The 24,247-nt window shown below is 67.0% G+C and carries 18 protein-coding genes and 1 pseudogene; 8 read left to right on the top strand and 11 right to left on the bottom strand.

The window, feature by feature from the left end; all coding sequences use genetic code 11:
* Positions 1-156: 156 nt before the first annotated feature.
* Positions 157-1,311: a porin gene (locus PQR02_RS17505; RefSeq protein ID WP_408233272.1), complete on the bottom strand. Its 1,155-nt coding sequence runs from the start codon at positions 1,309-1,311 to the stop codon at positions 157-159.
* A gap of 369 nt (positions 1,312-1,680) precedes the next feature.
* Positions 1,681-1,947: a DUF1488 family protein gene (locus PQR02_RS17500; RefSeq protein ID WP_408233269.1), complete on the bottom strand. Its 267-nt coding sequence runs from the start codon at positions 1,945-1,947 to the stop codon at positions 1,681-1,683.
* Between the two features lie 215 nt (positions 1,948-2,162).
* Between PQR02_RS17500 and PQR02_RS17495 the strand changes: the two genes are divergently transcribed.
* On the top strand, positions 2,163-3,656 hold the full coding sequence (locus PQR02_RS17495) for an MDR family MFS transporter (protein ID WP_408233266.1): 1,494 nt from the start codon (positions 2,163-2,165) through the stop codon (positions 3,654-3,656).
* Between the two features lie 44 nt (positions 3,657-3,700).
* On the opposite strand, the gene PQR02_RS17490 is transcribed toward PQR02_RS17495, so the two are convergent.
* Positions 3,701-4,630: a LysR family transcriptional regulator gene (locus tag PQR02_RS17490; RefSeq protein WP_408233263.1), complete on the bottom strand. Its 930-nt coding sequence runs from the start codon at positions 4,628-4,630 to the stop codon at positions 3,701-3,703.
* A gap of 131 nt (positions 4,631-4,761) precedes the next feature.
* On the opposite strand from PQR02_RS17490, the pseudogene metE reads away from it, so the two are divergent.
* Positions 4,762-7,019 (top strand): annotated as a pseudogene (gene metE / locus PQR02_RS17485) (5-methyltetrahydropteroyltriglutamate--homocysteine S-methyltransferase).
* 23 nt (positions 7,020-7,042) lie between these two features.
* Here the strand turns inward: metE and cobM are convergent.
* From cobM to PQR02_RS17455, 6 genes are all read right to left on the bottom strand, one after another.
* Positions 7,043-7,771 (bottom strand): precorrin-4 C(11)-methyltransferase, encoded by a 729-nt coding sequence (cobM, locus tag PQR02_RS17480; protein WP_408233260.1) that lies wholly within the window; start codon positions 7,769-7,771, stop codon positions 7,043-7,045.
* A gap of 16 nt (positions 7,772-7,787) precedes the next feature.
* Complete coding sequence (locus PQR02_RS17475) at positions 7,788-8,555, bottom strand: cobalt-precorrin-6A reductase (protein ID WP_408233257.1); 768 nt, start codon at positions 8,553-8,555, stop codon at positions 7,788-7,790.
* On the bottom strand, positions 8,552-9,640 hold the full coding sequence (locus PQR02_RS17470; RefSeq protein ID WP_408233254.1) for a cobalt-precorrin-5B (C(1))-methyltransferase: 1,089 nt from the start codon (positions 9,638-9,640) through the stop codon (positions 8,552-8,554). Before PQR02_RS17470 ends, PQR02_RS17475 begins: the two co-directional genes overlap by 4 nt.
* Positions 9,640-10,869, bottom strand: a complete 1,230-nt coding sequence (gene cbiE / locus PQR02_RS17465; RefSeq protein WP_408233392.1) for a precorrin-6y C5,15-methyltransferase (decarboxylating) subunit CbiE — start codon at positions 10,867-10,869, stop codon at positions 9,640-9,642. Before cbiE ends, PQR02_RS17470 begins: the two co-directional genes overlap by 1 nt.
* A 379-nt stretch (positions 10,870-11,248) precedes the next feature.
* Positions 11,249-11,449, bottom strand: coding sequence for a hypothetical protein (locus PQR02_RS17460; protein ID WP_408233251.1), 201 nt, complete (start codon positions 11,447-11,449; stop codon positions 11,249-11,251).
* Between the two features lie 17 nt (positions 11,450-11,466).
* Positions 11,467-11,616, bottom strand: a complete 150-nt coding sequence (locus tag PQR02_RS17455) for a hypothetical protein (protein ID WP_408233248.1) — start codon at positions 11,614-11,616, stop codon at positions 11,467-11,469.
* 558 nt (positions 11,617-12,174) lie between these two features.
* Between PQR02_RS17455 and PQR02_RS17450 the strand changes: the two genes are divergently transcribed.
* Genes PQR02_RS17450 through cobJ form a run of 4 tightly spaced genes read left to right on the top strand, consistent with a single transcriptional unit; the run spans position 12,175 to position 16,803 of the window.
* Positions 12,175-13,698: a ferredoxin-like domain-containing protein gene (locus PQR02_RS17450; RefSeq protein ID WP_408233245.1), complete on the top strand. Its 1,524-nt coding sequence runs from the start codon at positions 12,175-12,177 to the stop codon at positions 13,696-13,698.
* Entirely contained in the window at positions 13,691-14,317 is a 627-nt protein-coding gene (locus tag PQR02_RS17445) for a precorrin-8X methylmutase (RefSeq protein WP_408233242.1), read from the top strand. Before PQR02_RS17450 ends, PQR02_RS17445 begins: the two co-directional genes overlap by 8 nt.
* Entirely contained in the window at positions 14,318-15,049 is a 732-nt protein-coding gene (locus PQR02_RS17440; protein ID WP_408233239.1) for a precorrin-2 C(20)-methyltransferase, read from the top strand.
* Positions 15,046-16,803, top strand: coding sequence for a precorrin-3B C(17)-methyltransferase (gene cobJ / locus PQR02_RS17435; protein ID WP_408233389.1), 1,758 nt, complete (start codon positions 15,046-15,048; stop codon positions 16,801-16,803). The genes PQR02_RS17440 and cobJ overlap by 4 nt, the downstream gene beginning before the upstream one ends.
* A 34-nt stretch (positions 16,804-16,837) precedes the next feature.
* Here cobJ and PQR02_RS17430 read toward each other — a convergent pair whose 3' ends face one another.
* Together PQR02_RS17430 and PQR02_RS17425 are read right to left on the bottom strand one after the other, a co-directional pair.
* Positions 16,838-19,462, bottom strand: coding sequence for an AAA family ATPase (locus tag PQR02_RS17430; RefSeq protein WP_408233236.1), 2,625 nt, complete (start codon positions 19,460-19,462; stop codon positions 16,838-16,840).
* Positions 19,459-20,601: a metallophosphoesterase family protein gene (locus tag PQR02_RS17425; RefSeq protein ID WP_408233234.1), complete on the bottom strand. Its 1,143-nt coding sequence runs from the start codon at positions 20,599-20,601 to the stop codon at positions 19,459-19,461. The genes PQR02_RS17430 and PQR02_RS17425 overlap by 4 nt, the downstream gene beginning before the upstream one ends.
* A 223-nt stretch (positions 20,602-20,824) precedes the next feature.
* On the opposite strand from PQR02_RS17425, the gene PQR02_RS17420 reads away from it, so the two are divergent.
* Together PQR02_RS17420 and PQR02_RS17415 are read left to right on the top strand one after the other, a co-directional pair.
* The gene (locus tag PQR02_RS17420; RefSeq protein ID WP_408233231.1) at positions 20,825-22,105 is read left to right on the top strand and encodes a DUF445 domain-containing protein; all 1,281 of its coding nucleotides are present in this window, start codon (positions 20,825-20,827) and stop codon (positions 22,103-22,105) included.
* A 159-nt stretch (positions 22,106-22,264) separates the two neighbouring features.
* Positions 22,265-24,217, top strand: coding sequence for an AI-2E family transporter (locus PQR02_RS17415; protein WP_408233228.1), 1,953 nt, complete (start codon positions 22,265-22,267; stop codon positions 24,215-24,217).
* Positions 24,218-24,247: the final 30 nt, after the last annotated feature.

Raw genomic sequence — 24,247 nt, 5'->3', positions numbered from 1 at the left:
GACCGCTGGACTTAATATAGGCGCCGCTTCCCCGGAGAATAATGGCCGCGCGTCGAAGGGATTGTTGAGGGATCTGGAGAAATCGCCGGACCGCGCGCTGCGCAACGTCCATGCCGGCAGCGACATCGGCAGCGCACGGCCCCTCGATGACGATGCTCAGAAGCGCGTGCGCAGACCCACGGTGCCGACCACCTGATTGCCCGTCGACGACGCGCCGCCCGCCGTGTTGATAAACGCCGTATAGCCCTTGCCGCTGACATGCTGATACATCGCCTCGGCGTAAACGTCCGTGCGCAGCGACAGCGCGTAGACCGCCTGCAGATTCACCTGATTCCATTTCGGATCGGAGCCGAAGCTCGACGTGCCGCTCACGTGCGCGTTCGTGTACGTATACGCCGCACCGAGACTCAACGCGGGCGTCACCGCGTACTTGCCGTTGACTTCGTAGTTGTCGAAGCGCATCGAGCCATGCGTCGCGCCGAACGACGCGCTGTTCTGGAACTGGCTATGCGTGTAGACGAAGCCGGCCGTCAGCGGGCCGAAACCATAGCTGAGCGCGGCGCCGGCGGTGCGCTGCACGTCGGCGCCGAGCTGGAAGCCACCGGTGCCGTTCGCCGCCGACTCGGCGACATCGACCGCGCCAGCCGTGTTCGTGATGGAGTTGGAACCGTTGATCTGCAGATAGCCCGCGGCCGCCTTGAAGGGCCCGTTGCCATAGCTCACACCCACGCTGTACGCGCGATTGACCGCGAAGTCCGTATTGTTCGAGAACGCGTACAGGCCGCCGAATTTCAGGCCCGCATAGTTGGCGCTGGTGTACTTGAGCGCGTTGCTCATCCGCACCGAGTGATTCAGATTGTCGTTGTCGAACGGGTGCGCGAAGCCCGTATCGCCGAAGGTGCCCGCGGTGCCCGACAGCGGCGCGACGAAGTCCACCAGCGAATCGTACTGGCGGCCCAGTGTGAGCGTGCCGAACTGCTTGCTGCTCAGTCCCGCGAACGCCTGGCGGCCGAACAGCCGGTTGTTCTGCCCGAGCTTGCCGTTCTGCACGTTGTAGCCGTTTTCGAGCACGAAGATCGCCTGCAGGCCGCCGCCGAGATCTTCGCCGCCGCGCAAGCCGAAGCGGCTGCCGTTGATGTTGCCGCTCGTCGCCTGCACCAGCGCGCCCTGCGAGCCGCCCTTTTTGACGTTGTTGGTGTACATCACGCCGGCATCGATGAGGCCATATAGCGTGACCGAACTCTGCGCCTGTGCCGCTGTGGCGGCGGCAAGCCCTGCAAACGCCGCGAATGCGGCGGAAATCTTTTTCACGTAAAGCTCCTGCGTAGCTGGAATGGGGTTTTGAACAGCGACGCGGAGTATAAAAACGCGGACCTCGAAAGCGAATGCGTGGGGCCTGGAGCAGTCCTTTATGGAATCAGGAACAATCGGTCATGGGGATGCAGCAATCGTGATGCGCCGCGCGCTTGCGCGGGGTTTCGCGGTTTTTTGAATGCGGGGAGCGCGTCGTGGCGCGTCCATGCGACAAGCCGAAGTTGTGCGCGAACAACAGGACGAAAAGCGGACGAAAGGCGCAAAGGCACCATCAGGACAACATCGGGACATCCAGACAACTCCGGGCCCGGCGCGCACGCGCCGGGCCTTCACCGCTGAGTGTCCGAGACCGGTCCGGGCCTCGGTTTATAGCTTGTTGAAATCCCCGGTCTCGAGTTCCACGGACCGTCCGCCGTTTTTTTCGAGCACCTTCCGGGTAGCATTTTCAATCCGCGCGCGGTTGGCCTCGAAGGTGCCCACCAGATCGTGGGCCGATGGACCGCCGTTGCCGAAATGGTCGTTCAGCGCGTCAAGCGACACGCTGCACCAGACGTCCGCCCCATCCACATTGGCCTCGAAGGCGACGCGTGCCGCAGCCACCACTTCACGGCGTCCGGTGAATTCGATCCTCATAATGATCCTCCATGTGTCCAAAGAGACCTGTGAAAGCGCAAGCCCTGTGCCATGCCGCCGCGAGCCTTGCGGCCGAGGCGGACGGCGCCGAGCGCGCATTCTCCGTTAGGTGCATACTGCACATCGGCCGCCACGTGCGGCCGCGCTGATGCGTCGCGGCCCTGCCTCCCTCATAGGCCGTCAGACGCGCCCAACATCCTGATACTAACGCCTCCATGTCCCGCAGCCCTCAATCATCGCGCGCGCCCGTCATTGCCGCTGTCATGGCGTCCATGGCGATGGTGGCCATCGAAGCCACCATCGTCTCCACCGCCATGCCGCAGATCGTCACGCAACTCGGCGATCTGCATCTGTATAGCTGGGTCTTTTCGTCGTTCCTGCTCACGCAAACCGCCATGACGGTGGTGTTCGGCAAGCTCGCCGATCTGTACGGACGCAAGCCGGTGATCCTCGCCGGCATCGCGATCTTCCTGCTCGGCTCGGTGCTCGCCGGCTTCGCGTGGTCGATGCCGGCCATGATCGTGTTCCGCCTGATCCAGGGCGTCGGCGCGGGCGCGATCCAGCCCGTCACGCTGACCATCGTCGCCGACCTCTATCCGGCGCGTGAACGCGGCAAGGTGCAGGGCTATCTAGCCAGCGTGTGGGCAATCTCGGCGGTGATCGGGCCGATGGTCGGCGGCTTCATCATTCACAACCTGTCGTGGGCATGGATCTTCTGGATGAACGTGCCGATCGGCCTCGCATCGGCCGCGGGCTTCATTGCGTTCCTGCGCGAGTCGGAGCGGCACGCGCGTCCGTCGATCGATTTCGGCGGCGCGGCGCTGTTCATGGCGGCGATCGCCGCGTTGATGATGGCGCTGACCTATGCCGGCAACGACGAGACCGCGCGAGCATCGCTCGCGGCCGGCGCGTTCCTGCTGTGTGTGCTGTTCTTCGTGCTGCAGGAGCGCCGCGCGGCTGAACCGATGATCTCGTTCGCGCTATGGAGCCGCCGGCCGATTGCCGCGTGCAACGGCTCGACCTTGTTGTCCGGCATGATCCTGATGGGCTCCACCACGTTCCTGCCGATGTACGTGCAGGGCGTGCTGCATCGTTCGCCGGTGGTGGCCGGACTGGCGCTGACGATGATGATGGTCGGCTGGCCGACCGGCGCGACGCTCGCGGCGAAGTCGTTCCACCGCGTCGGCTTGCGGCGCATCCTGCTCGGCGGCAGCGCGTTCGTGCCGCTCGGCGCGGCGCTGCTGCTGTTCCTGGCGCCCGGCGGGTCGCCGCTGCTCGCCGCGTTCGCCTCGCTGATCATGGGCTTCGGCATGGGCACGTCGAGCGTCAGTTCGCTGGTGCTGATCCAGGAGATCGTCAACATCGACGAACGCGGCAGCGCCACCGCGTCGAATCTCTTCTCGCGCAATCTCGGCAGCACGCTCGGCGCGACGCTGTTCGGCGCGGTGCTCAACTTCGGGCTCAGTCATTCGAAGGGCGCGGCGGTCGTCACGTCGGACCAGTTGAAAGCCCTGCTGCAGAATCAGACCGCGAGTCTCGGCGACAGCGACATGATCCGGCTGGTGTTGCATCAGTCGCTGCATCTGACTTTTGTCTCGATCTTCGTGATCGCGATCTTCGTGGTTGCGCTGCTGACGTTCGTGCCGCCGATCAGCATCGGGACGGGGAAGAAGGTGCCGGTCGAGGCGTTGTCGTCGATGGAACACTGAGGTGTGCCGGGAACTCGGTGGTAGCGCGCCCGCTGCGGCGCGCCTCAGGGCGCCTCGTCCGCCGTCAGCAACTCGATGCCGTCCAGTTGCGCCGCGCAGGTATCGCGCACGATCGTGACGAAATCGGCAAAGTAAGGCCGGCTCGCGAAGCCTTTCGCGGCCACCGCGCACAACTCGCTCCACAGTCCCTGCGGCCCGACGCGTTTGGCCTGCACGTAGTCGTGATCGACGTAGTTCTTCACGCCCCAGTTCGGCAGCGCCGCGATGCCCCGGCGGCTTGCCACCAGCTGCATGATCGCGATGGTCAGCTCGGCCGTGCGCCGCTCGGGCTTGATGCCGGCAGGCTCCAGCACTTCGCGGATGAGATCGATGCGCGCCTCGGGCACCGGATAGGTGATCAGCGTCTCGTCGCGCAGATCGTCCGCGACCACGCGGCGCTTGTTGCGCAGCCTGTGCTCGTTGGCCAGCACCACCAGAATCTCGAAACGAAACAGCGGCGCGATGTGCAGGCCGCGCCGCCTGGCCGGCTTCGAACCGATCACCACGTCAGCCTTGGCGTCACTCAACAAACGCAGCGGGTCCGCATGAAAACCCGCGACGAGATCGACCTCGACTTCGGGCCAACGTCGGCGGAACTCGTCCATCACCGGCATCAGCCAGTCGAAACAGGTATGGCATTCGAGCACGATGCGCAATTCGCCACGCGTGTCGCCTTTCAGTCGCACCAGATCGCGCTCCGCCGCGCTCAGCGCGGCGATCATCTCACGCCCGAGCACGAGCAGCCGCTCCCCCGCCGCGGTAAAACGCAGGCCCTGGCGGGTGCGCTCGAATAGCGACACCTCGTAGTGCGCCTCGATATCGCGGATCTGATGGGACAGCGCGGACTGGCTCACATGCACGCGTTCGGCTGCGGCGACCAGCTTGCCGGAATCGGCGATCGCGATCAGCGAACGCAGGTGACGAAGCTCAAGCATGCGATTGCTCCGTGCGGCAGGCATTTTGGATATGAATATGGCTCATACATTGGTGAAAACATGTCGCTTGATGAATCATAGCGCGACTCGCACACTGGCGCGAATTCAAACAACGCACAACAGGATTTCGCATGGCCCGCACACACATCCCCGGCTTTCCGCGCATCGGCGCGCAGCGAGAACTGAAATTCGCGCAGGAGTCGTTCTGGCGCGGCGAAACCGACGAGAACCATCTGCGTGGCGTCGCGCACGAGTTGCGCGTACGCCATTGGAAATTGCAGCAAGACGCCGGGCTCGATTTCATCACCGGCGGTGACTTCGCGTACTACGACCCGATGCTCACGCTGAGCGCGCTGCTGGGCGCGTTGCCGCAGCGGTTCTGCTTCGACCCGGCGGCGCTCTCGCTTGCGCAGTACTACGAACTCGCGCGCGGCAACGCCCCGCAACCGGCGATGGAAATGACCAAGTGGTTCGACACGAACTACCACTATCTGGTCCCCGAACTCGGACCGCAGACCTCGTTCGACGGCGGTGTCGAGTGGCTGTTCGACGAGATCGACGAAGCGCTCACGCTGAATGTGCCGGTCAAGCCAGTGCTGATCGGGCCGATCACCTACCTGTGGCTGTCGAAGAGTCATGTCGCTGGCTTCGATCGTTTGTCGTTGCTGCCGAAGCTGGTGATCCGCTACTGCCGCATTCTGGAGAAGCTCAAGCAGCGCGGTATCGAATGGGTGCAGCTCGACGAGCCCGCGTTGTGCGTCGACCTGCCCGCGCCGTGGCTCGAAGCGTTTTCCGCCGCGTATGACGTACTCGGCATGTCGGACGTGAAGCTGCTGCTCGCCACGTATTTCGACACCGCCGCCGAACACGCGCCGCGCGCCGCCCGGCTGCCGGTCGCCGGCGTGCATCTGGACCTCGTGCGCGCGCCGCAACAGCTCGACGCGTGGCGCGCGGCGTTGCCTGCGCACATGGTGCTATCGGCGGGCGTGATCGACGGCCGCAATATCTGGCGCGCGAATCTCGGCGAGATCGTCGAGTCGTTGCAGGGCCTGCATGCGGAACTCGGCGAACGTTTGTGGATCGCGCCATCGTGCTCGTTGCTGCATGTGCCGGTCTCGCTCGCCCAGGAAAAGAAACTCGACGCCGATCTGAAATCCTGGCTCGCGTTCGCCACCGAAAAACTCGACGAAGTCGGCACGCTCGCGCTCGCATTGCGCGATCCGGCCGCGGCAGAACCGAAGCTCGCTGCCGCCGGGCGTGCGCTCGCGGCGCGCCGTCAATCGGGCGCGGTCGTGAATGCCTTGGTGCAAAAGCGCATGGCCGCCGTGACCGACGCGATGGCCGACCGTCAAAGCCCATTCAGCGAACGCAACCGCGTGCAGCGCGAGGCGCTCGACCTGCCTTTGCTGCCCACCACCACGATCGGCTCCTTTCCACAAACAGCGTCGATCCGCCAGGCACGGGCCGCCTACAAACGCGGCGAATTGCGCGCGCTCGACTACCTGCAGCGGATGCGCGCCGAGATCGAACTCGCCGTGCGCAAACAGGAAGCGTTGGGCCTCGACGTGCTCGTGCATGGCGAAGCCGAGCGCAACGACATGGTCGAATATTTCGGCGAGCAATTGTGGGGCTACGCGTTCACGGAGAACGGCTGGGTGCAAAGCTACGGCTCGCGCTGCGTGAAGCCGCCGATCATTTACGGCGACGTGTACCGCCCCGAGCCGATCACGGTCGACACGACCCGCTACGCGCAATCGCTCACGCCGCGTGTGATGAAAGGCATGTTGACCGGCCCGGTGACGATGCTGCAATGGTCGTTCGTGCGCGATGACCAGCCGCGCTCGAGCACCGCGCTACAACTCGCGCTCGCGATCCGCGACGAGGTGGTCGATCTGGAAAAGGCCGGCATCCGCATCATCCAGATCGACGAACCGGCGTTCCGCGAAGGCCTGCCGTTGCGCAAGGACGATCGGACCGCGTACCTGGAATGGGCGACGCGCGCGTTCCGCATTTCGGCGGCGGGCGTCGGCGATCGCACGCAGATTCACACGCACATGTGCTATTCGGAATTCAACGACATTCTGCCGTCGATCGCGGCGATGGACGCCGACGTGATCACCATCGAGACCTCGCGTTCAGCGATGGAACTGCTCGACGGCTTCGGGGCTTTCGCGTTCACTCGCCGCGCGTGCCGAGCGCCGAAGCGATGCAGCGGCTGCTGGAACGCGCGTGCGAAGTGATTCCGGCCGAGCGCCTGTGGGTCAATCCGGATTGCGGGCCGAAGACGCGCGGCTGGCCCGAGACGGAAGCGGCGTTGACGAACATGGTTCGGGCGGCGGAGGCTTTACGCGTGAAGCTGGCAGCGCGGCAGCCTGAAGTGGCAAACTAGTTCGATTGCCGCCGCGAGGTCCATCAACCGCCCTTCGCGTACAGCGTAGACTCCGCGAAACCTTCGGCGGCCAGCACCTCGCCGACCAGGATCAGCGCGGTCCGCTCGATCGCGCTCGATTCCACTTTGCTCACGATATCGTCGAGCGTGCCGGTGATCTTCTCCTCATCCGGCCAGCTCGCGCGATAGATCACCGCGATCGGACACGCGCCGCCGTAATGCGGCCGCAATTCATCGACGATGCGCGCGAGATGCCGCACGCCGAGGTGGATCGCCATCGTCGCGCGATGCCGCGCGAGGTCGGCGAGCTGTTCGCCTTCGGGCATCGTGGTTTTGCTCGCGTAGCGCGTGAGGATCAGCGTCTGCGACACGCCGGGCAGCGTCAGTTCGCAACCGAGCGCCGCCGCGCACGCGGCCGTGGCGGTCACGCCAGGCACGATCTCGTAGGGAATCCGCAACTCGCGCAAGCGGCGAATCTGTTCGCCGATCGCCCCGTACAGCGACGGGTCGCCGGAATGCACCCGCGCCACGTGCTGGCCTTTATCATGCGCGGCCTTAAGCAGCGCGACGATCTGATCGAGGTCGAGTTCGGCGGTATTGACGACCTGCTCCGCGCTGTGACCTTCGAGCACCGCGGCCGGCACGAGCGATCCTGCATACAGAATCACCGGGCAACTGCGCACGAGGCGCTGCCCTTTCACCGTGATCAATTCCGGGTCGCCTGGACCCGCGCCGATAAAAAACACCGTCATTCAGTACTCCAATGATTCATTTGGCCGCGATATCGGGCGCGTGCGGCTGCGCTCGAAGTTCGATCCGATGAGCCCGCAACGCGTCCAGCAGATCGGCGACGCGCTCGAATTCGCGCTCGAGCGCCGGCAACGGCGGACGGCGCAACATGATGACCGGCAAGCCGCGTTCACGCGCGACTTCGAGCTTCGCTTCGGTCGCGCTGCCGCCGCTGTTCTTGCTGACCACCACGTCGAACGCTTGCAGCGCGAACAGCGCGCGTTCGCCTTCGAGCGTGAACGGGCCGCGCGCCGCGAGGATGCGCGCCCGTGCGTGATCCGGCTGCGGATCGAGACAACGCACCGTCCAGAATTGGCGCGGCGGAATGTCGTCGAGATGCGCGAGCGGTTCGCGGCCGAGCGTGAAAAGCGGCCGCCGGAACGGCGCGAGCGCCGCCGTCAGTTCGTTCCAGTCACCGACCATGCGCCAGTCGTCGCCGGCTTGCGGCTGCCAGCCCGGACGGCGCAGCGCCCAGCACGGCACGCACGCCGCGCGGCACGCTTCGAACGCGTTCGCGCTGATGCGCGCGGCGTACGGATGCGTCGCGTCGATCACGAGGCCGATCCCTTCGCTTTCGATGTAGCGCGCCATACCCTCGGCGCCGCCGAAGCCGCCCACGCGCACCGCGCATGGCAGATCGACCGGCACCTTGCCGAGACCCGCGAGACTGTACACGTGAGCGGGACCGAGCTGGCGCGCGATCTGCAATGCGTCGCCGGTACCGCCGAGCAACAGGACCCGCGTCATTGCGCCGCTCCGATCAGCTTGCCCTGACGGTCGATCGCGAACGTTTCCACGTTGACCTGCGGCGGCACGATCTCGCGCGCCACCGCCAGCGCATGCCGGCAGACGATATCGGCGAGCGGCACCTGCTGCGCGAGCGCCAGCGCCACGGCCTGCTGACTCGTGTTGGCCGCGCGAATCGCGGCCTGCAAGGCGGCGTCGGCGCCGTATTCGGCGGCCCATTGCGCGAGCCGTTCGAGATCGATGCTCGAATTGCGGCTATGCAGATCGAGATGGCCCGCCGCCAGTTTGCTCAGTTTGCCGAAGCCGCCGCATAGGCTCAGCCGTTCGACGGGGGCGCGCTTCATATGCTTGAGCACCGCGCCGACGAAGTCGCCCATCTCGATCAGCGCGATATCCGGCAGAGCATAACGCGCGCGCATCGCGTCTTCGCTCGCGTTGCCGGTGCATGCGGCCAGATGCGTGTAACCGTTCGCGCGCGCGACGTCGATGCCCTGATGGATCGAGGCGATATACGCCGAGCACGAGAACGGCCGCACGATGCCGGTGGTGCCGAGGATCGACAAGCCGCCGAGAATGCCCAGGCGCGGGTTCATCGTTTTCAGCGCGAGCTGCTCGCCGCCTTCGACGCCGATCGTCACCTCGAAGCCGCCGCGATATGCGTGCTCCGCTGCGAGGTCGGTCAGATGCCCGGCGATCATTTTGCGCGGCACAGGGTTGATGGCCGGCTCGCCGACCGGCAGCGTCAAGCCCGCGCGCGTCACCGTGCCGACGCCCGGTCCGGCGCGGAACGTCACGCCCGGTTCGGGTAGCAGACGCACGCGAGCGAATACGAGCGCGCCGTGCGTCACGTCGGGGTCGTCGCCGGCATCCTTGATGGTGCCCGCTTCAGCGCCATCGTCAGTGAGGCGGCAGAACACCAGCGGCATCGGCACCAGCTGGCCCTTCGGCAGCACGATCTCCGCGACCTCGCTGACCACTCCTGCCAGCAGCAGACGCGCCGCTGCGAGCGACGTCGCCGTCGCGCAACTGCCGGTCGTGTAGCCGCTACGCAGCGGCGCGGGTTGTTCGGGCGATTCTTCGCGCATTACGCCTGGCCGGGGGCGCCGCCGCCCGCCCCCTTCGTCGCTTCCAGCATGGTGATCGGCAATGCCTGGCGCCAGGTATCGAAACCGCCCAGCGGTTGCGCGTGCGCGAGCGCGATCCGCGTCAGCGTGCCGCCGTGCCGCTCGCGCCACGCGGCGAGCACGGCCTCGCCCTGCAACGTGACCGCGTTCGCCACCAGCCGGCCGCCGTCGCGCAGCCGTGCCCAGCACGCGTCGAGCACGCCCGGCGCCGTCACGCCACCGCCGATGAACACCGCATCCGGCGCAGGCAGCCCCTGCAGCGCGCCGGGCGCGCGCCCGGCGACGAGTTGCAGCCCCGGCACGCCCAACGCATCGCGATTGTGTTCGATGAAGCGTTGCCGCGCCTCATCCGCCTCGATCGCGATTGCGCGGCAAGCCGGATGCGCGCGCATCCATTCGATGCCGATCGAGCCGCTGCCCGCGCCCACGTCCCACAGCAATTCGCCGGGCGTCGGCGCGAGGCGCGCGAGCGTGATCGCGCGCACGTCGCGTTTGGTCAACTGGCCGTCGTGGCGAAACGCGTCGTCGGGCAAGCCGCAGGTCAGCGGCAGACGCGGCGCGTCGGCGCTCGCGCGACATTCGAGCGCGATCAGATTCAATGCGGCGACATCGCTCGCGGACCATTGATCCGCGAGGCCGTCGAGGCGGCGCTCCAACTCGCCGCCCAGGTGTTCGAGCACGATCATGCGGGTGGCGCCGAAGCCCCGCGCGCTCAACTGCGCCGCGAGCGCCGCGGGCGTGTGCCCGTCCGCGCTCAGCACGAACACACGCGCGCCTTCATGCAAATGCGCGTTCAGCGATGCCAACGGGCGGCCCACCAGCGACACCGTCGCGACCTCCTGCAACGGCCAGCCCAGCCGAGCGGCCGCTAGCGACAACGACGACGGCGCGGGCAGCACCCGCAATTCACCGGCCGGCAACTGCCGCGCCAACGTCGCGCCGACGCCGAACAGCATCGGATCGCCGCTTGCCAGCACGCACACGGCGCCGCCGCGCTCGGCCAGCAGAGGCGCGAGATCGAACGGACGCGGCCACGTGGCGCGGCGCGCGGCGAGCCGCGCGGGCAGCATCGCCAGATGACGCTCGCCGCCGTACACCACCGACGCCGTCAGCAAGGCACGCCGCGCGGGCCGTCCCAAACCGGCGAAGCCGTCATCGCCAATGCCCACCACGGTCAGCCACGCCGGCATGCAACCATCCTCATTCTGGGTGTTCAACTAGTGCGCCAGGCCACGCCGGTCAAAGCGTCCAGCCTCGTTACGCGGTTCGAAAAAAGGCATGATACAGCCGCCTGTGCCCTTCGGGGCCGAAGCGGGAACTTCGCGTCGCCGTTCTATGGCATGTGGCTATGGAAAGCGATGGACCGGGGCAAACTGCCGTTGCACCGAAGGTGCGCCAATTGCATCGAGGCGCATTCGGCTTACGCGCGCTGCTCGTGGGTGGGGTTGCGCGTCTCTGGATCGATCCGACCAAGGAAAAAAATCCGCGCGGCAAGGAACATGGACGCGGCACGCCCCACGCTCAAGCGCGAATGCGTGGAGATGGGACTGAACTACGAGAAGCGCAGGATCAGCGCGCGGCTGGAATCCGGCTGATGACGGAACTGCGGTCGACGCTGCCGGACTGGTCCGGAAACGTCGCGGCAAGCGAAGCCGGGAAAGTCGAGGCATCGCCACGGTCGAACTGATACCCGCTGCGGCCGCGCCACACGACGACGCCGAACCCGATCATCAATATGGCGAGCCCGGCGACCGCGTAAAAGGGACTCATAACGTGGCCTGCCCTATTCAGCGGCAATCGCAGGCCGGGGGCCGCGAAGCGAACAGCTTTCGCAGTGCGGAAAACAGACGCAACGGATTCAGGCCGAAATGGCTGTTGCGCGTAATGCCTGCGCGGCTGTGCAGTTGCGTGACTTCAATCAGGGAAAAGGGGCTCATGGCAGTCTCCGTAAGGATCTCAAAAAGTTCGATCAGAGGATATGCCCAGGCTGTTCTGCCAGGTATCGGACTGATCAGAAACAACCGTGTCCCCAGTTCATGGGTCAGACTGTGAATCGCAGTGTGCGAACGAGCGAGTCGTGCAGGAAGGCAGGACCGAAGAGTCGCGCCGCAGGGGTGCCCGGCCGTGAATAAAGCCTGTGCGGCGACTGGAAAGAAAGCGGGTCGCGCTATAATGAGCGGCCGATTGCCCACCGATTGCCCAAACGCGTTTTAAGCCCGTATTTCCGACATCAAAAAGCGCGGCAAAGGCGAGCCTGACGTGGGTTTTGACATCGTCTGCACTGAACCCTTGGAACTACCCCGCAACTATATGCAGCGAGTCCGCCTGCGCTGCGCGCCACTGGTTCGGCCGGCAAGGCCGCGGCGTCCAATGATCCGCCAGCCACGAGTCCTGTCTGCGAGACTCTTCGTGCCGGCCAACCTCGGGCGCGGTGTACCGGTGCCGCAGCAATCCGCCTTGCGGCTTGCGCGGGCCGTCGCGCGACGCTATGCCCGGTGTCCGTCTTGACTCAAGCTTCCCCCTCCACTGTTTTGCCCCACGCGGCTGCGACACCGCGGCCCTCGGCGTGTCCCGGGCTGCTGCGCATCGTCGCCGCGCGCGACGGCGGGATCTGCCGGATCAAACTGCCGGGCGGCGAGCTGAGCGCGGACCAGGCGCGCGTCGTCGCCGAGGCGAGCGCACGGCACGCGGCCGGAGTGATCGAGCTGACCAATCGCGCGAACCTGCAAGTGCGCGGCGTGCGCAGCGGGCACGAAGCGGCGTTGATCACGGAGCTGGTCGATGCAGGGCTTGGGCCGACGCCGCCGCGAACCACGGACGCGGCGGACTCTTCGAGCACCGCAGCGGTGAACGCCGCGGACGACGTGCGCAACGTGATGATCAGCCCCGCTGCCGGACGCGACCCGTTCGCGCTGATCGATACGACACCGCTATGCGCCGAACTGCTCGTGCTGCTGCAAAGCGAATCGCGTTTCGCTGCGCTGTCGCCGAAATTCGCGCTGCTGCTCGATGGCGGCGAGCGTCTTGCGAGAATCGATCATCCGCACGATGTCTGGTTCGCGGCAATGGAAAGTCTCGATGGCGTGCGATTCGTGTTCGGGCTGGCGGGTTGTCCGCCTGCGGGTGTGAGCGGGCAAGCAAATGCGACTGAGTTTGCCGATGCACCCTCGTCCGCCCATGCGATCACCGGCGCGCAAACCGCAGCCACCTCAACTCAACAATCCCGCGTCAACGCCACAGGCGCACTAGCCGCCATACTGCCTTCGCAAGTCGCCGCTCTCGTGCGCGCGCTGCTGCATACGTTCCTCGACCTCGCACCCGCCGACGCCACCCGCATGCGTCACCTGCTCGCCACGCATGAGGTCGACGCGTTGTTGCAGCATGCCCAACGCTACGTCGAGTTCCCGTTGTCACGCGACGCAACGTTCATGGAATGGCGCCGCAGCACCCCAGCCGATCCCACACTTCGTCTAGGCGCGCACCCTCAACGTGGGTCAGGAACGTGGCACGCGGGCGCCCAGCCGCCGCTCGGCCGTCTCGACGCCGCGATGCTGCAAGGCCTTGCCACCCTCGCGCAACAACACGGCAACGGCACGCTGCGCGCCACGCCCTGGCAAAGCGTGCTGCTGCCCGACATCCCGACGCACGCGCTGGCTGCCGCGCTGGCCGGACTGAACGCGCTCGGCCTCGCCTGCGATCCCGCGCAACCCATCGCGCGGCTGATCGCATGCGCCGGTTCGAGCGGCTGCGCAAAGAGTCTCGCCGACACCAAAGCCGACGCGCTGCAACTCGCCGCGCTGCTGCCCGCCAACGTCGACGTGCATCTGAGCGGCTGCGCGCGCTCCTGCGCCGCCGCGCATTGCGCGCCGTACACGCTGCTGGCCGCCGCGCCCGGCCACTATGACCTTTATCGGCGCGACGGCCGGCCCGGTTTCGGCCAGTGCGTCGCGCACCGACTGACGATCGCGCAGGCCGCCGACATGCTCGACCACCTGTCCCGGAGTGACACAGATGCTTGATTACATACGCGACGGTCAGGAGATCTATCGCCAATCGTTCGCGACGATCCGCGCGGAAGCCGACCTCTCGCGCATCCCCGCCGACCTCGAAAAACTCGCGGTGCGGGTGATCCACGCGTGCGGTATGGTCGACGTGGTCGACGCGCTGCAGTTTTCCGCGCACGCAGGCACGGCGGGCCGCCATGCGCTCGCGCAAGGCGCGCCGATTCTGTGCGATGCCGGCATGGTCGCGCAGGGCATCACGCGTGCGCGGCTGCCCGCGCACAACGAAGTGATCTGCACGCTCACGCATCCTGACGTACCGGCGCTCGCGCGTGAGCTGGGCAACACGCGCTCGGCCGCCGCGCTCGAATTGTGGCGTCCGCATCTGGCGGGCAGCGTCGTCGTGATCGGCAATGCGCCGACCGCGCTGTTTCATCTGCTCGACATGCTCGACGCCGGCGCGCCCAAGCCCGCGTTGATCCTCGGCTTTCCGGTGGGCTTCGTCGGCGCCGCGGAATCGAAAGCGATGCTCGCCGCCCACAGCCGCGGCGTGCCCTATGTGGTGGTGCACGGCAGGCGCGGCGGCAGCGCGATGGCCGCCGCCGCCGTCAACGCCCTGGCGACGGAGGTCGAATAAATGAGCGTGCAAGGACGGCTGTTCGGACTCGGCGTCGGCCCCGGCGACCCGGAACTCATCACGCTGAAGGCGCTGCGGCTGTTGAAGGCGGCGCCGGTGGTCGCGTACTTCGTCGCGAAGGGAAAGAAAGGCAACGCGTTCAGCATCATCGAAGCACATTTGCACGATGCCCAGCGGCATCTGCCGCTGGTCTATCCGGTCACGACCGAAGCGCTCGAACCGCCGCTCTCGTATGAGGCCATCATCGCCGACTTCTACGACACCGCCGCGCAGATCGTCGCCGCTCATCTCGATGCGGGCCGCGATGTCGCCGTGATCTGCGAAGGCGATCCGTTCTTCTACGGCTCGTACATGTACCTGCACGACCGGCTCGCGCCACGCTACGAAAGCGAGGTGGTGCCCGGCGTCTGCTCGATGCTCGGCGGCGCGGCGGTGCTCGGTGCGCCGCTCGTGTATCGCAACCAGAGTCTCTCGGTGCTCTCGGGCGTGCTGCCCGAAGACGAATTGCGCCGCCGTCTCGCCGATGCCGATGCCGCCGTCGTGATGAAGCTCGGCCGCAATTTCGACAAGGTGCGGCGCGTGCTCGGCGAACTCGGCCTCGCGCAGCGCGCGCTCTACGTCGAGCGCGCGACGATGGGCAATCAGCGCATCGTGCCGCTCGCCGAAGTCGATCCGATGGCGTCGCCGTATTTTTCGCTGCTCGTCGTGCCGGGGGAAAAATGGCAAGGATGACGGCGCCCGCGATCGTGATTCTCGGCGCGGGCGCTTTGGCGACCGCGCGGCGCATTCAGGCGCTGTACGTCGAGCGGGACGCCGGTGCGAATTGCCAGGTGCATGCGTTGCAAGGACGAGTCGACGCCGACGTGCCGTACACCGAACTCGGCGCGCATCTGTGCGAGCTGTACGCGCGCGGCACGCCGATCATCGCGTTGTGCGCGGCCGGCATCGTGATTCGTTGCGTTGCGCCGTTGTTGTCGAACAAGGGCGTCGAGCCGCCGGTGCTGGCCGTCGCCGAGGACGGCAGCGCGGTCGTGCCGTTGCTCGGCGGCCTGGCGGGTGTCAACGTGATGGCGCGCGAGATCGCCGCCGCGCTGGCAGTGCCGCCCGCGATCACGACGAGCGGCGAACTGCGCTTCGGCACCTGCGTGCTCAATCCGCCCGATGGCTACGCGCTTGCCGATATCGGACAAGGCAAGCGCTTCGTGTCGGATCTGCTGGCGGGGGAAAGCACGCGCATCGAAGGCGACGCGCCGTGGCTCGACGATGCGCAGTTGCCGCGCGCCGCATCGGCGCGGCTCGCGATCCGCGTGACGCCGCGCGCGTGGAACGGGTCTGAGGATGAGTTGGTGATTCATCCGCGCAGCGTGGTGGCGGCGGTGATCGGTGCGGGTGCGGGTGCGGGTGCGGGTGCGGGTGCGGGTGCGGGTGCGGAGATCGTCGCACGCGTGCGTGACGCGCTGGAGGCTCACGATCTCGCGCCGCTTTCGCTCGCCGCATTGCTCGCTGCGTCCGACAGCATGGCCGATCCGGCGCTTGCCGCAGCCGCCGCGAGCTTCAACGTGCCGCTGCGCTTCGCGCAACCCCGTCCCGAAGATGGAGAACCGCCGGCCAACCTGCTGCATGCCGCGCTGCGCATCCCGTACGAAACGCTGCACGACGACATCGGCACAGGCGTCACGCTGGCCCTGGCGCCGCTCGCAATCGACCCCGCCACGATCGGCCGCGCGCGCGGCCGTCTCACGGTGATCGGCCTGGGCCCGGGCAGCGCGGACCTGATGGTGCCCGCCGCACGCAAAGCGCTCGACGAAGCCACCGATATCCTCGGCTACGACACCTACGTGAAAATGGCCGGCCCGCTGCGCGCCGGCCAACGCGTGCACGGCACCGACAATCGCGAGGAAATGCAACGCGCGCGGCACGCGTTCGAACTGGCGAGCGAAGGACGGTCGGTGGTGATGGTGTCGTCGGGCGATCCGGGCGTGTTCGCGATGGCCGCCGCCGTGCTCGAAGCACTCGAAGCGTCGCCAGACCCGGCGTGGGCCGCCGTCGAACTGTCGATCGTGCCGGGCGTGTCGGCGGCGCTCGCCACCGCTGCGCAAGCCGGCGCGCCGCTCGGCCACGACTTCTGCATGCTGTCGCTGTCCGACAACCTGAAGCCGTGGACCATCATCGAAAAGCGTCTACGGCACGCGGCCGAAGCCGATCTGGTCATGGCGTTCTACAACCCGATTTCGCGGGCGCGTCCGTGGCAACTCGACAAAGCGCTGGACATCGTGCGGACCTGTCGCGCGGACACGACCCAGGTCGTGCTGGGACGCGACATCGGCCGCCCCGGCGGCACGCTGCGCACGCTCACGCTAGGCGAGTTGCGTTCGTCCGATGTGGATATGCGCACGATGGTGATCGTCGGGTCGTCGACCACGCGCAAATTCGCGAGTGGTATCGACGGCGCGCAGTGGGTGTACACGCCACGCTGGTACGAGTGAGCCGGCACGCGCCGGCCCTTCGCCACTGAACGCGCTACGCCGCCACCCTCAGGTCCTCGAGCGCCCGCTGCCTCACCCCGAGGTCGTCCCACAACTCCGGATGGCAAGTGAACACCAGAATCTGGTGGCGCGTCGCCGCGTCGATCAGCGCGCGCTTGAGCGCGTCGCGCCGCGCGGCGTCGGTATGCACCGCCGCGTCGTCGAGCATCACCAGGGTCGGCCGGCCCGACGCCTTCAGCAGGTCCGCATACGCGAGCCGCGTCAGAATGCCGAGCTGTTCGCGGGTGCCGAAGCTCAGCGCATCGAGCATATCCGCGCGGCCATGGCGATCCAGCGTCGCGGGGCTCAGATCGTCGCCGAACGCGAGCGTCGACTGCGGGAAAATCCGCTTCAGATAGTGCCCGAGCCGCTCGGTCAACGGCGCGCGCAGTTGCGCGAGCGCCGCGTCGCGTTCGTCGACCAGCACCTCGTCGAGCAGACTCAACGCGCTCGCGCGCAAGCTCAGCTCGTCCTTGCGGCGCGTGGCCTGCTCGACCCGCGCTTCGAGCGCCGCGAGCCGCTCGCCGAGCCCGGACGCGCCGACCGTCTCCAACTGGCTGCGCAATTGCGCGATTCGCACCTGCCGCTCGTGCTGCTCGTTGCGCGCGAGTTCCGCCGACGCGCGATAGCGCTTCGCCTGGGCCGCCGGATCGTCGAGACGCGCCGCGTCCAGCTCGCGTTCGCGCGCTTCGCGCTGCTTGCTCAACGCGTCGACCTGCACGCGCTGCTCGACGATTTTCGTCTGCCACTGCGCGCGGTTGCGGCGATAAGCTTCGTCGTTCAACTGCGCTTCCTTGCGCTGCAACTGCGCGGCGAGCGATTCGGCGGTCGCGACGCCGGTCGATCGCTTTTCCGCTGCTTGCGCGAGCACTTTTCTCGCGGCCTCCAACGCATCGCGCGCGATGTCCGCGTTGCGGCGCGCTTCGTCGAGCGGCGGCGCGGCGGACACATCGGGCAAGCCGGCCAGCCGTTCGTTCGACGCCTGCAAGCGCGCTGCCGCCGAAGCCAGCGCGGCCCGCAGCGCCTCGATGCCTTGCGGCGCGTGCACATCGAGAATCTTCGCCTGGCTTTTCTGCTGCGCGATCAGCGTCGTCCACTTTTCGTGGCGCGCCTGCGCGTCTCCGAGCGACGCGACACCCAGCGCCTGCAACAACTGCGCGTGTGCGGCTTCGAGCAACGCGAGTTCGGATAATTGGCCGGATAAATCGGAGACGCCCGGAATCACGCGCAATTCACCGAGTTCGCCGAGACCGATCAGCTTCTCGTCGTCGACGCGCAGCACGCCTTCCCCGGTGATCTGCGCGCCGTCGACCGTCAGCGCGCCGCTCAGCCGGTACTCGATGCGCGTCATCGCCGCTTCGGTGCGGGCGCGCAACACGATCAGCTCGCCATCGAGCGCGCTGAGGCGCCTGAGCCTCGCTTCGTCGATCTCGACGGCCGCCGCCTCGCGCGCGGCTTCGAGCACCGCGTCGTTCGCCTTGCCCGCGGCGGTGATCGCCGCGTCGAGCCGCTCGCTCTCGGTGCGATAGAAGCCGATCTGGCTGCGCAAGTCGGCGGCAGTCACAGCGGCATTGGCCAGTTCGAGCGCTCGGTTCGCATCGGCGGCGGCCTGCTCGAATTGCGCGACGCCGGTCGCCGCTTGCGCATATTCGGTCTGCGCCGCCGACACGTTGGCCCGCGCGGCATCGAGCTGCTGGCGCTCGCGCGTGACGGCCGCTTCGAGTTCGGCGGCGCCCTGCTCCTGTTGCAGCGACAACGCCAGTTCGGCTTCACTCACTTGCAGCGATTGCGCGAGTCCATGCAGACTGCGTTCGAGTTCCGCGGCGGCATCGGCGCGCTGCTGCGCGAGCACGGCTTTCTGTTCGTGAAGCTCCCACGGACGTTTGCGCTGTGTGTCGTCGAACGCTTCCTGCTGCGACGCGAGGCGCGTGATGTTCTCCTCGAACTGTTGCCGCTGCTGTTGCAGTTCGTCGCGCTCGGCAATCGACGCGGCCAGCGCCGTTTCGGCTTCGGCCAGCGGGCCGGTGGACTTCTGCGTGCGCGCCGTCAGCAGTTGCCGCAACTCGCGCTGCACGGCGGCGATCAACGCATCCTCGCCCGCCGACTCGCTGCCGCCCGACAGTTGCGACAGCGCATCGCGCAGATAGTGCGCGGCGTGCCCCGTCGAATCGCGCAGCTCGTGCGTGCCGCCTTGCTGGACCCACAGGAGCCCCGGCACGCCGGCGTTCTCCGCCTTCAGCGGACCGCGCGCGGCACGCGAAAACCCGAGCAGCGCAGCGAGCTTGTCCTCGGCTTCGTCCTCGCCGAAAACGGCCTGGCCGATCCGCAGTTCGCAGCGCTGGCGCGTGACGAATTGCTTCGACAGCCGGCACTGGACTCCGTCCAGCTCGAAGCTCACCTCGACCGACGGCTGCCCGCTCGCCTTGCCCCAAGGCAGCAGATCTTTCAGATGCGAGGCCTTGTAGCGTTCGAGAAACACCGCGCGCACGGCTTCGGCGACGGTGCTCTTGCCCGCTTCGTTCGGGCCGGTGAACAGATTGAGACCGGGTTGCAGATCGTCGATGACAAACCGCGCGCCGAACTGCTTGAACTCCTGGATCGCGATACTTTGCAGCTTCATGCGGACCTCGCTTCGCGCGGCAATTCACGTTGGAAACGCGCCAGCAGCAACAGTGCCTCGGCCGCGCGCTTGACCTGCTGCGGATCGGCTTGCGGGTCTTCCTGCAAGCCGCGCAACCGCTCCACCACCTTCGCGAGGTAGCCGCTCTGCGCGCCGAGTTCGGCGAGGTCGTCGGCGGTGGGCAGCACTTGCAGGCCGCTCAGATCGACGCGCAGCGCCCGCACGCGCGCGCGGGCTTCCTCGAGCGCTACGTGCAGCGCTTCGGCGTCGGCGAGCGCGGCCGCGCCGTTCACGCTCACGCGCAGCACGTCCCGATCGCCCAATGCGCGAAGCCGTGCCTGGAGCGCCTCTACATCGGTGGGCACCGAGATCGTTTCGTCCCAGCGATGCCACTGATATTGACCGACCCGCACCGCTTCGACCCGCGGCGAGGCGCCCGGCTGATCGAGCGTGACGTCGAGCACGAAGCCCGGCTCGTTCGCGCGGAAACGGTCCTGCTCGTGCGTGCCGGCGTACCAGGTGCGTTCGTCGACGCGCAGATGACCGTGCCAGTCGCCGAGCGCGAGATAGTCCAGACGCGCGCTGGCCGCACGGGCCGGCGCGATCGGATTCGACGAGTCGATGCCTTCCTGCAGAATCCCGCTGACGCTGCCATGCGCGAGCCCGATGCGGTGATAGCCCGGCGGGGTTTCAGCGGTATCGAAGAAGCCGGTGGTGTCGTCGTAAGTGATGCGCTGCGTGAGCGGCGCGCACAGCAGCGCCGCGCGGCTCGCGTCGAGCAGCACCACGCCGGGTTCGAGCACGACCCGCACGTTCGGCGCGATGCAGTTCAGCCGCTGCGCGCGGGTCCATACGCTTTCGACGAGCGCGGCGTCGTGATTGCCCGGCAGCATGATCCACGGGCCCGAGAACCCCTGCAACGCGCTGAACAGACGCCGGATCACCGTGTCCGACACGGTCTGCAAATCGAACACGTCGCCCGCGACCAGCACCGCGTCGACCTTGCGCGCGGCCGCTTCGTCGGCGATGCGGCGCACGGTGTCGAGGCGCGCTTGCGCGAGATGCGCCGCCTCATCCGGCTCGAACTGGCCGAATTGCGTGCCTATCTGCCAATCCGCTGTGTGCAGAAACCTGATCACCCTGCCTCCATTGCGTTCATACATCCCTTGCATTGCGTCACCCTGCGCTCGCGCCGCGCGCGGCCTCGCAGTCTAACCGCACATGTTACCGCGCGGGCGCGGCAAAGCGTGTGCCGCGCAGCGGGCGCGCGGCACGATCAGCGGCGCTACACTCGCGGTTGCGCGAACGCGCGCGCCGAGCGCCCCGCCAATCAATCGAACCGGACCCGCTGCCCCGCCGCCGATGAACAAGACACTCGAACTGAAAAAGGCCAAGCGCACGCCCTTGCTGCTCCTGCTCGCGGCCGCCTGCGTTTTCGTCATCACCGCTTTCATGCCGCGCGGCATCTGGGTGGACGGCATCAAGGCGATCGCCGAGGCTGCGATGGTCGGCGCGCTCGCCGACTGGTTCGCGGTGGCCGCCCTGTTTCGCCGCGTGCCGATCCCGATCGTCTCGTCGCACACCGCGATCATCCCGAAGAACAAGCACAAGATCGCCGACAACCTCGCGGTATTCGTGCAGGACAAGTTTCTCGACGTGCCGTCGCTGGTCGGCCTGATCCAGAAGCACGACCCGGCGCGCAGCATCACCGGCTGGCTGACCCAGCCGGCCAACACCGCGCGCCTGGGCGACTACGTCGTCAGGCTCACCGGCGGCATCCTCGAACTGACCGACGACGTGCGCATCCAGGTGTTCATCAAGGACGCGCTGCGCGACGTGCTCGCGAAAGTCGATCTGTCGCAATCGCTCGGCGCGATTCTCGACACGCTCACGCGCGACGGCCGTCATCAGGAATTGCTCGACGCCGGCATCCGCCAGGTGCTGGCGTTCCTGCGCGAACCGCAGGCGCGCGACTTTATCGCCGAGCGCATCGTCGACTGGGTGAAAAGCGAGTATCCGAAGATGGAAAAGATCCTGCCGTCCGCGTGGCTCGGCGAGAAGGGCGCCGAAGCGATCGCCAAGGCGGTGAACCGCATGCTCGAACAGATCAGCGAGAACCCCACGCATCAGTTGCGTCACAAGTTCGACGAGGCCGCGCAGAAGCTGATCGTCAAACTCAAGACCGATCCGGTGTTTCTGCAACAGGGCGAAGAACTCAAGCGTTATCTGGTGGAAGGCGAAGCGTTCGGCGCGTACGTGAAGGACATGTGGGGCGAATTGCGCGCGTGGCTCAAGCGCGATCTGCAAAGCGCCGACTCGGCGCTGCACGCGCGCGTGGTGGCGATGGGCCAATGGGTGGGCCGCGAACTCGCGCACGATCCGGCGCTGCGCCAGTCGTTGAACGATCATCTCGAAGACGCGGCGCGCACCATGGCGCCGGACTTTGCGCAATTCCTCACACGTCATATCAGCGATACCGTGAAGAACTGGGACTCGCGCGAGATGTCGCGGCAGATCGAACTGAACATTGGCAAGGACCTGCAATACATCCGCATCAACGGCACGATCGTGGGCGGCTTCATCGGCCTGCTGTTGTATGCAAGCTCACAACTGTTCGAACTGTTGCGGCTGCATCTGGGCTAGCCGGCTGGTTCCGCGCCCGTCAAAGCGCCTACAATTCGGGCATATGTCTTGCTGAAGCGCTTTGCCTGGGGACGACGCAGCGCGGCGCGATGGAATCCGCGCGCGGCCGCTGAAAAGGCAACAGCGAACGACAGCGCTTCTCAATCGGAAAGTGTGTTCATGAAAATATCGTTACCGCCGCCCGGGCGGCCGAACCGCGTGTACCCGCCAGGACCGCCCAGTCTGCATGGTCTCGCCTCGGTCATCACCGGTGTCGTGGTGGTGTGCGGGCTGTACTTCGGCCGCGCGGTGCTGATCCCGATCACCCTCTCGGTGCTGCTGAGCTTCCTGCTCGCGCCGCTCGTGCAGATGCTGCGCCGGCTGCACATGGGACAACTGCCGTCGATCTTCATTGCCGTGCTGTTCGCGCTCGCTTCGCTGCTCGCGCTCGGCGCGCTGATCGGCGCGCAACTGGTGCAACTGGCGGGCGACCTGCCGCAGTATCAGGTGGCGATCGAACAGAAGATCGAGACGGTTCAGGAAAAGACCGTGGGCCGCGCCGACTCGCTGATGAGCCGCGCCGCCGCGACACTGCAACGGGTTGCGCCGTCCAAGCCGAATCCACCGCGCCCGACCGGGCGCGCCGCGCGCAATGCGCCCGCCGTGCCGCAACCGGTCGAGGTGCACGAGCCGTCGCCCACGCCGATGCAACTCGCACAGCGCGCGCTGTCGCCGGCCATCGCGCCGATCGAGACCACCTTCATCGTGCTGGTGGTGACGATCTTCATTCTTCTGCAACGCGAGGATTTGCGCGACCGCCTGATCAGCCTGTTCGGCTCGCGCGATCTGCACCGCACCACCACCGCGATCAACGACGCCGCCGTGCGGCTGAGCCGCTACTTCGTCGCGCAACTGGGCGTGAACCTCAGCGCGGGCGGCATCATCGCGATCGGCCTCGCGATCATCGGCGTGCCGGGCGCGCTGCTGTTCGGCGTGATCGCCGCGCTGCTGCGCTTCGTGCCGTACATCGGCATCTGGATCGCGGCGATCCTCGCGGTGTTCCTCGCCGCCGCGATCCAGCCGCAATGGACGATGGCGGTCTACACGCTGATTCTGTTCATCGTCGTCGACGTGGTGGCCGGGCAGATTGCCGAGCCGTTCCTGTACGGACATCGCTCGGGGCTCTCGCCGCTCGCGGTGGTGGTCGCGGCAATCTTCTGGAGCTGGCTATGGGGACCGGTCGGCCTCGTGCTGTCGACGCCGCTCACGTTGTGCGTCGTCACGCTCGGGCGCTACGCCGACCGGCTGAATTTTCTTACCGTGCTGCTGGGCGACCAGCCCGCGCTCACGCCCGCGCAGAACTTCTATCAGCGGCTGCTCGCGGACGATCCGCATGAGGCAATCGTGCAGGCCGAGCGTCTGCTGCGCGAGATGTCGCTGATCGACTACTACGACAACGTGGCGCTGGAAGGCCTCAAGCTCGCCCGCAACGATGCGATGCGCGGCGTGCTGATGCCGGACCAGTTGCAGCGGATCAACGAGTCGCTGGCCGACATCGTCGAGAACCTCGAAATCGCGGACGGCCTGCCGGATCGTTTGTCGCGCGCCGAACCGGCCGGGAGCGCCAGTGCGCTGCTGGCGTCGGCGTCGGCGGATCTGTCGGAGCGCCACGAGCACTCCGTGTCGACGCACGCGCAGGACGCTCACGAAACGGAGCGGACGTCCGTGCTGTGCGTGCCCGGACGCGGCGCGTTCGACGAAGTGACGACCGCGATCGCCGTGCAATTGCTCGGCCGCCAGGGTCTCGCGCCGATGATGGCGACGCACTCCGGCTATCGCAGCGCGCGCGCCGACGAACCGAGCTTCAAGGACGCGCCGATCATCTGCATCGTCACGCTCGACGCGCCGGACTCGCCGCCGTATCTGCGCAACATGCTGCGGCGCACGCGCGAATGGCGGCCGCGCGCGACGCTGGTGGTGGGCGTCGGCGGCTTGCCGGAGAATGGCACGGAGTCGGGCGCGACCGGCGCGTCGCACGCGGCGCCGACCTTCCGCGCGATGATCGAGGAATGCCGGGCGGCCGCGAGTGTGCAGCATCTGCGTCAGCCTTCGCACGTGGCCGGGGCGGAGTGACGCGGGTCTTTGCGCGCCCGTGATTGAACG

The sequence above is a fragment of the Paraburkholderia sediminicola genome (genome assembly GCF_046026895.1).
Taxonomy (GTDB): domain Bacteria; phylum Pseudomonadota; class Gammaproteobacteria; order Burkholderiales; family Burkholderiaceae; genus Paraburkholderia; species Paraburkholderia sediminicola_C.
The sequence above is the reverse complement of the archived record's forward strand: the minus strand, read 5'-3'. Positions and strand labels throughout refer to the sequence as shown.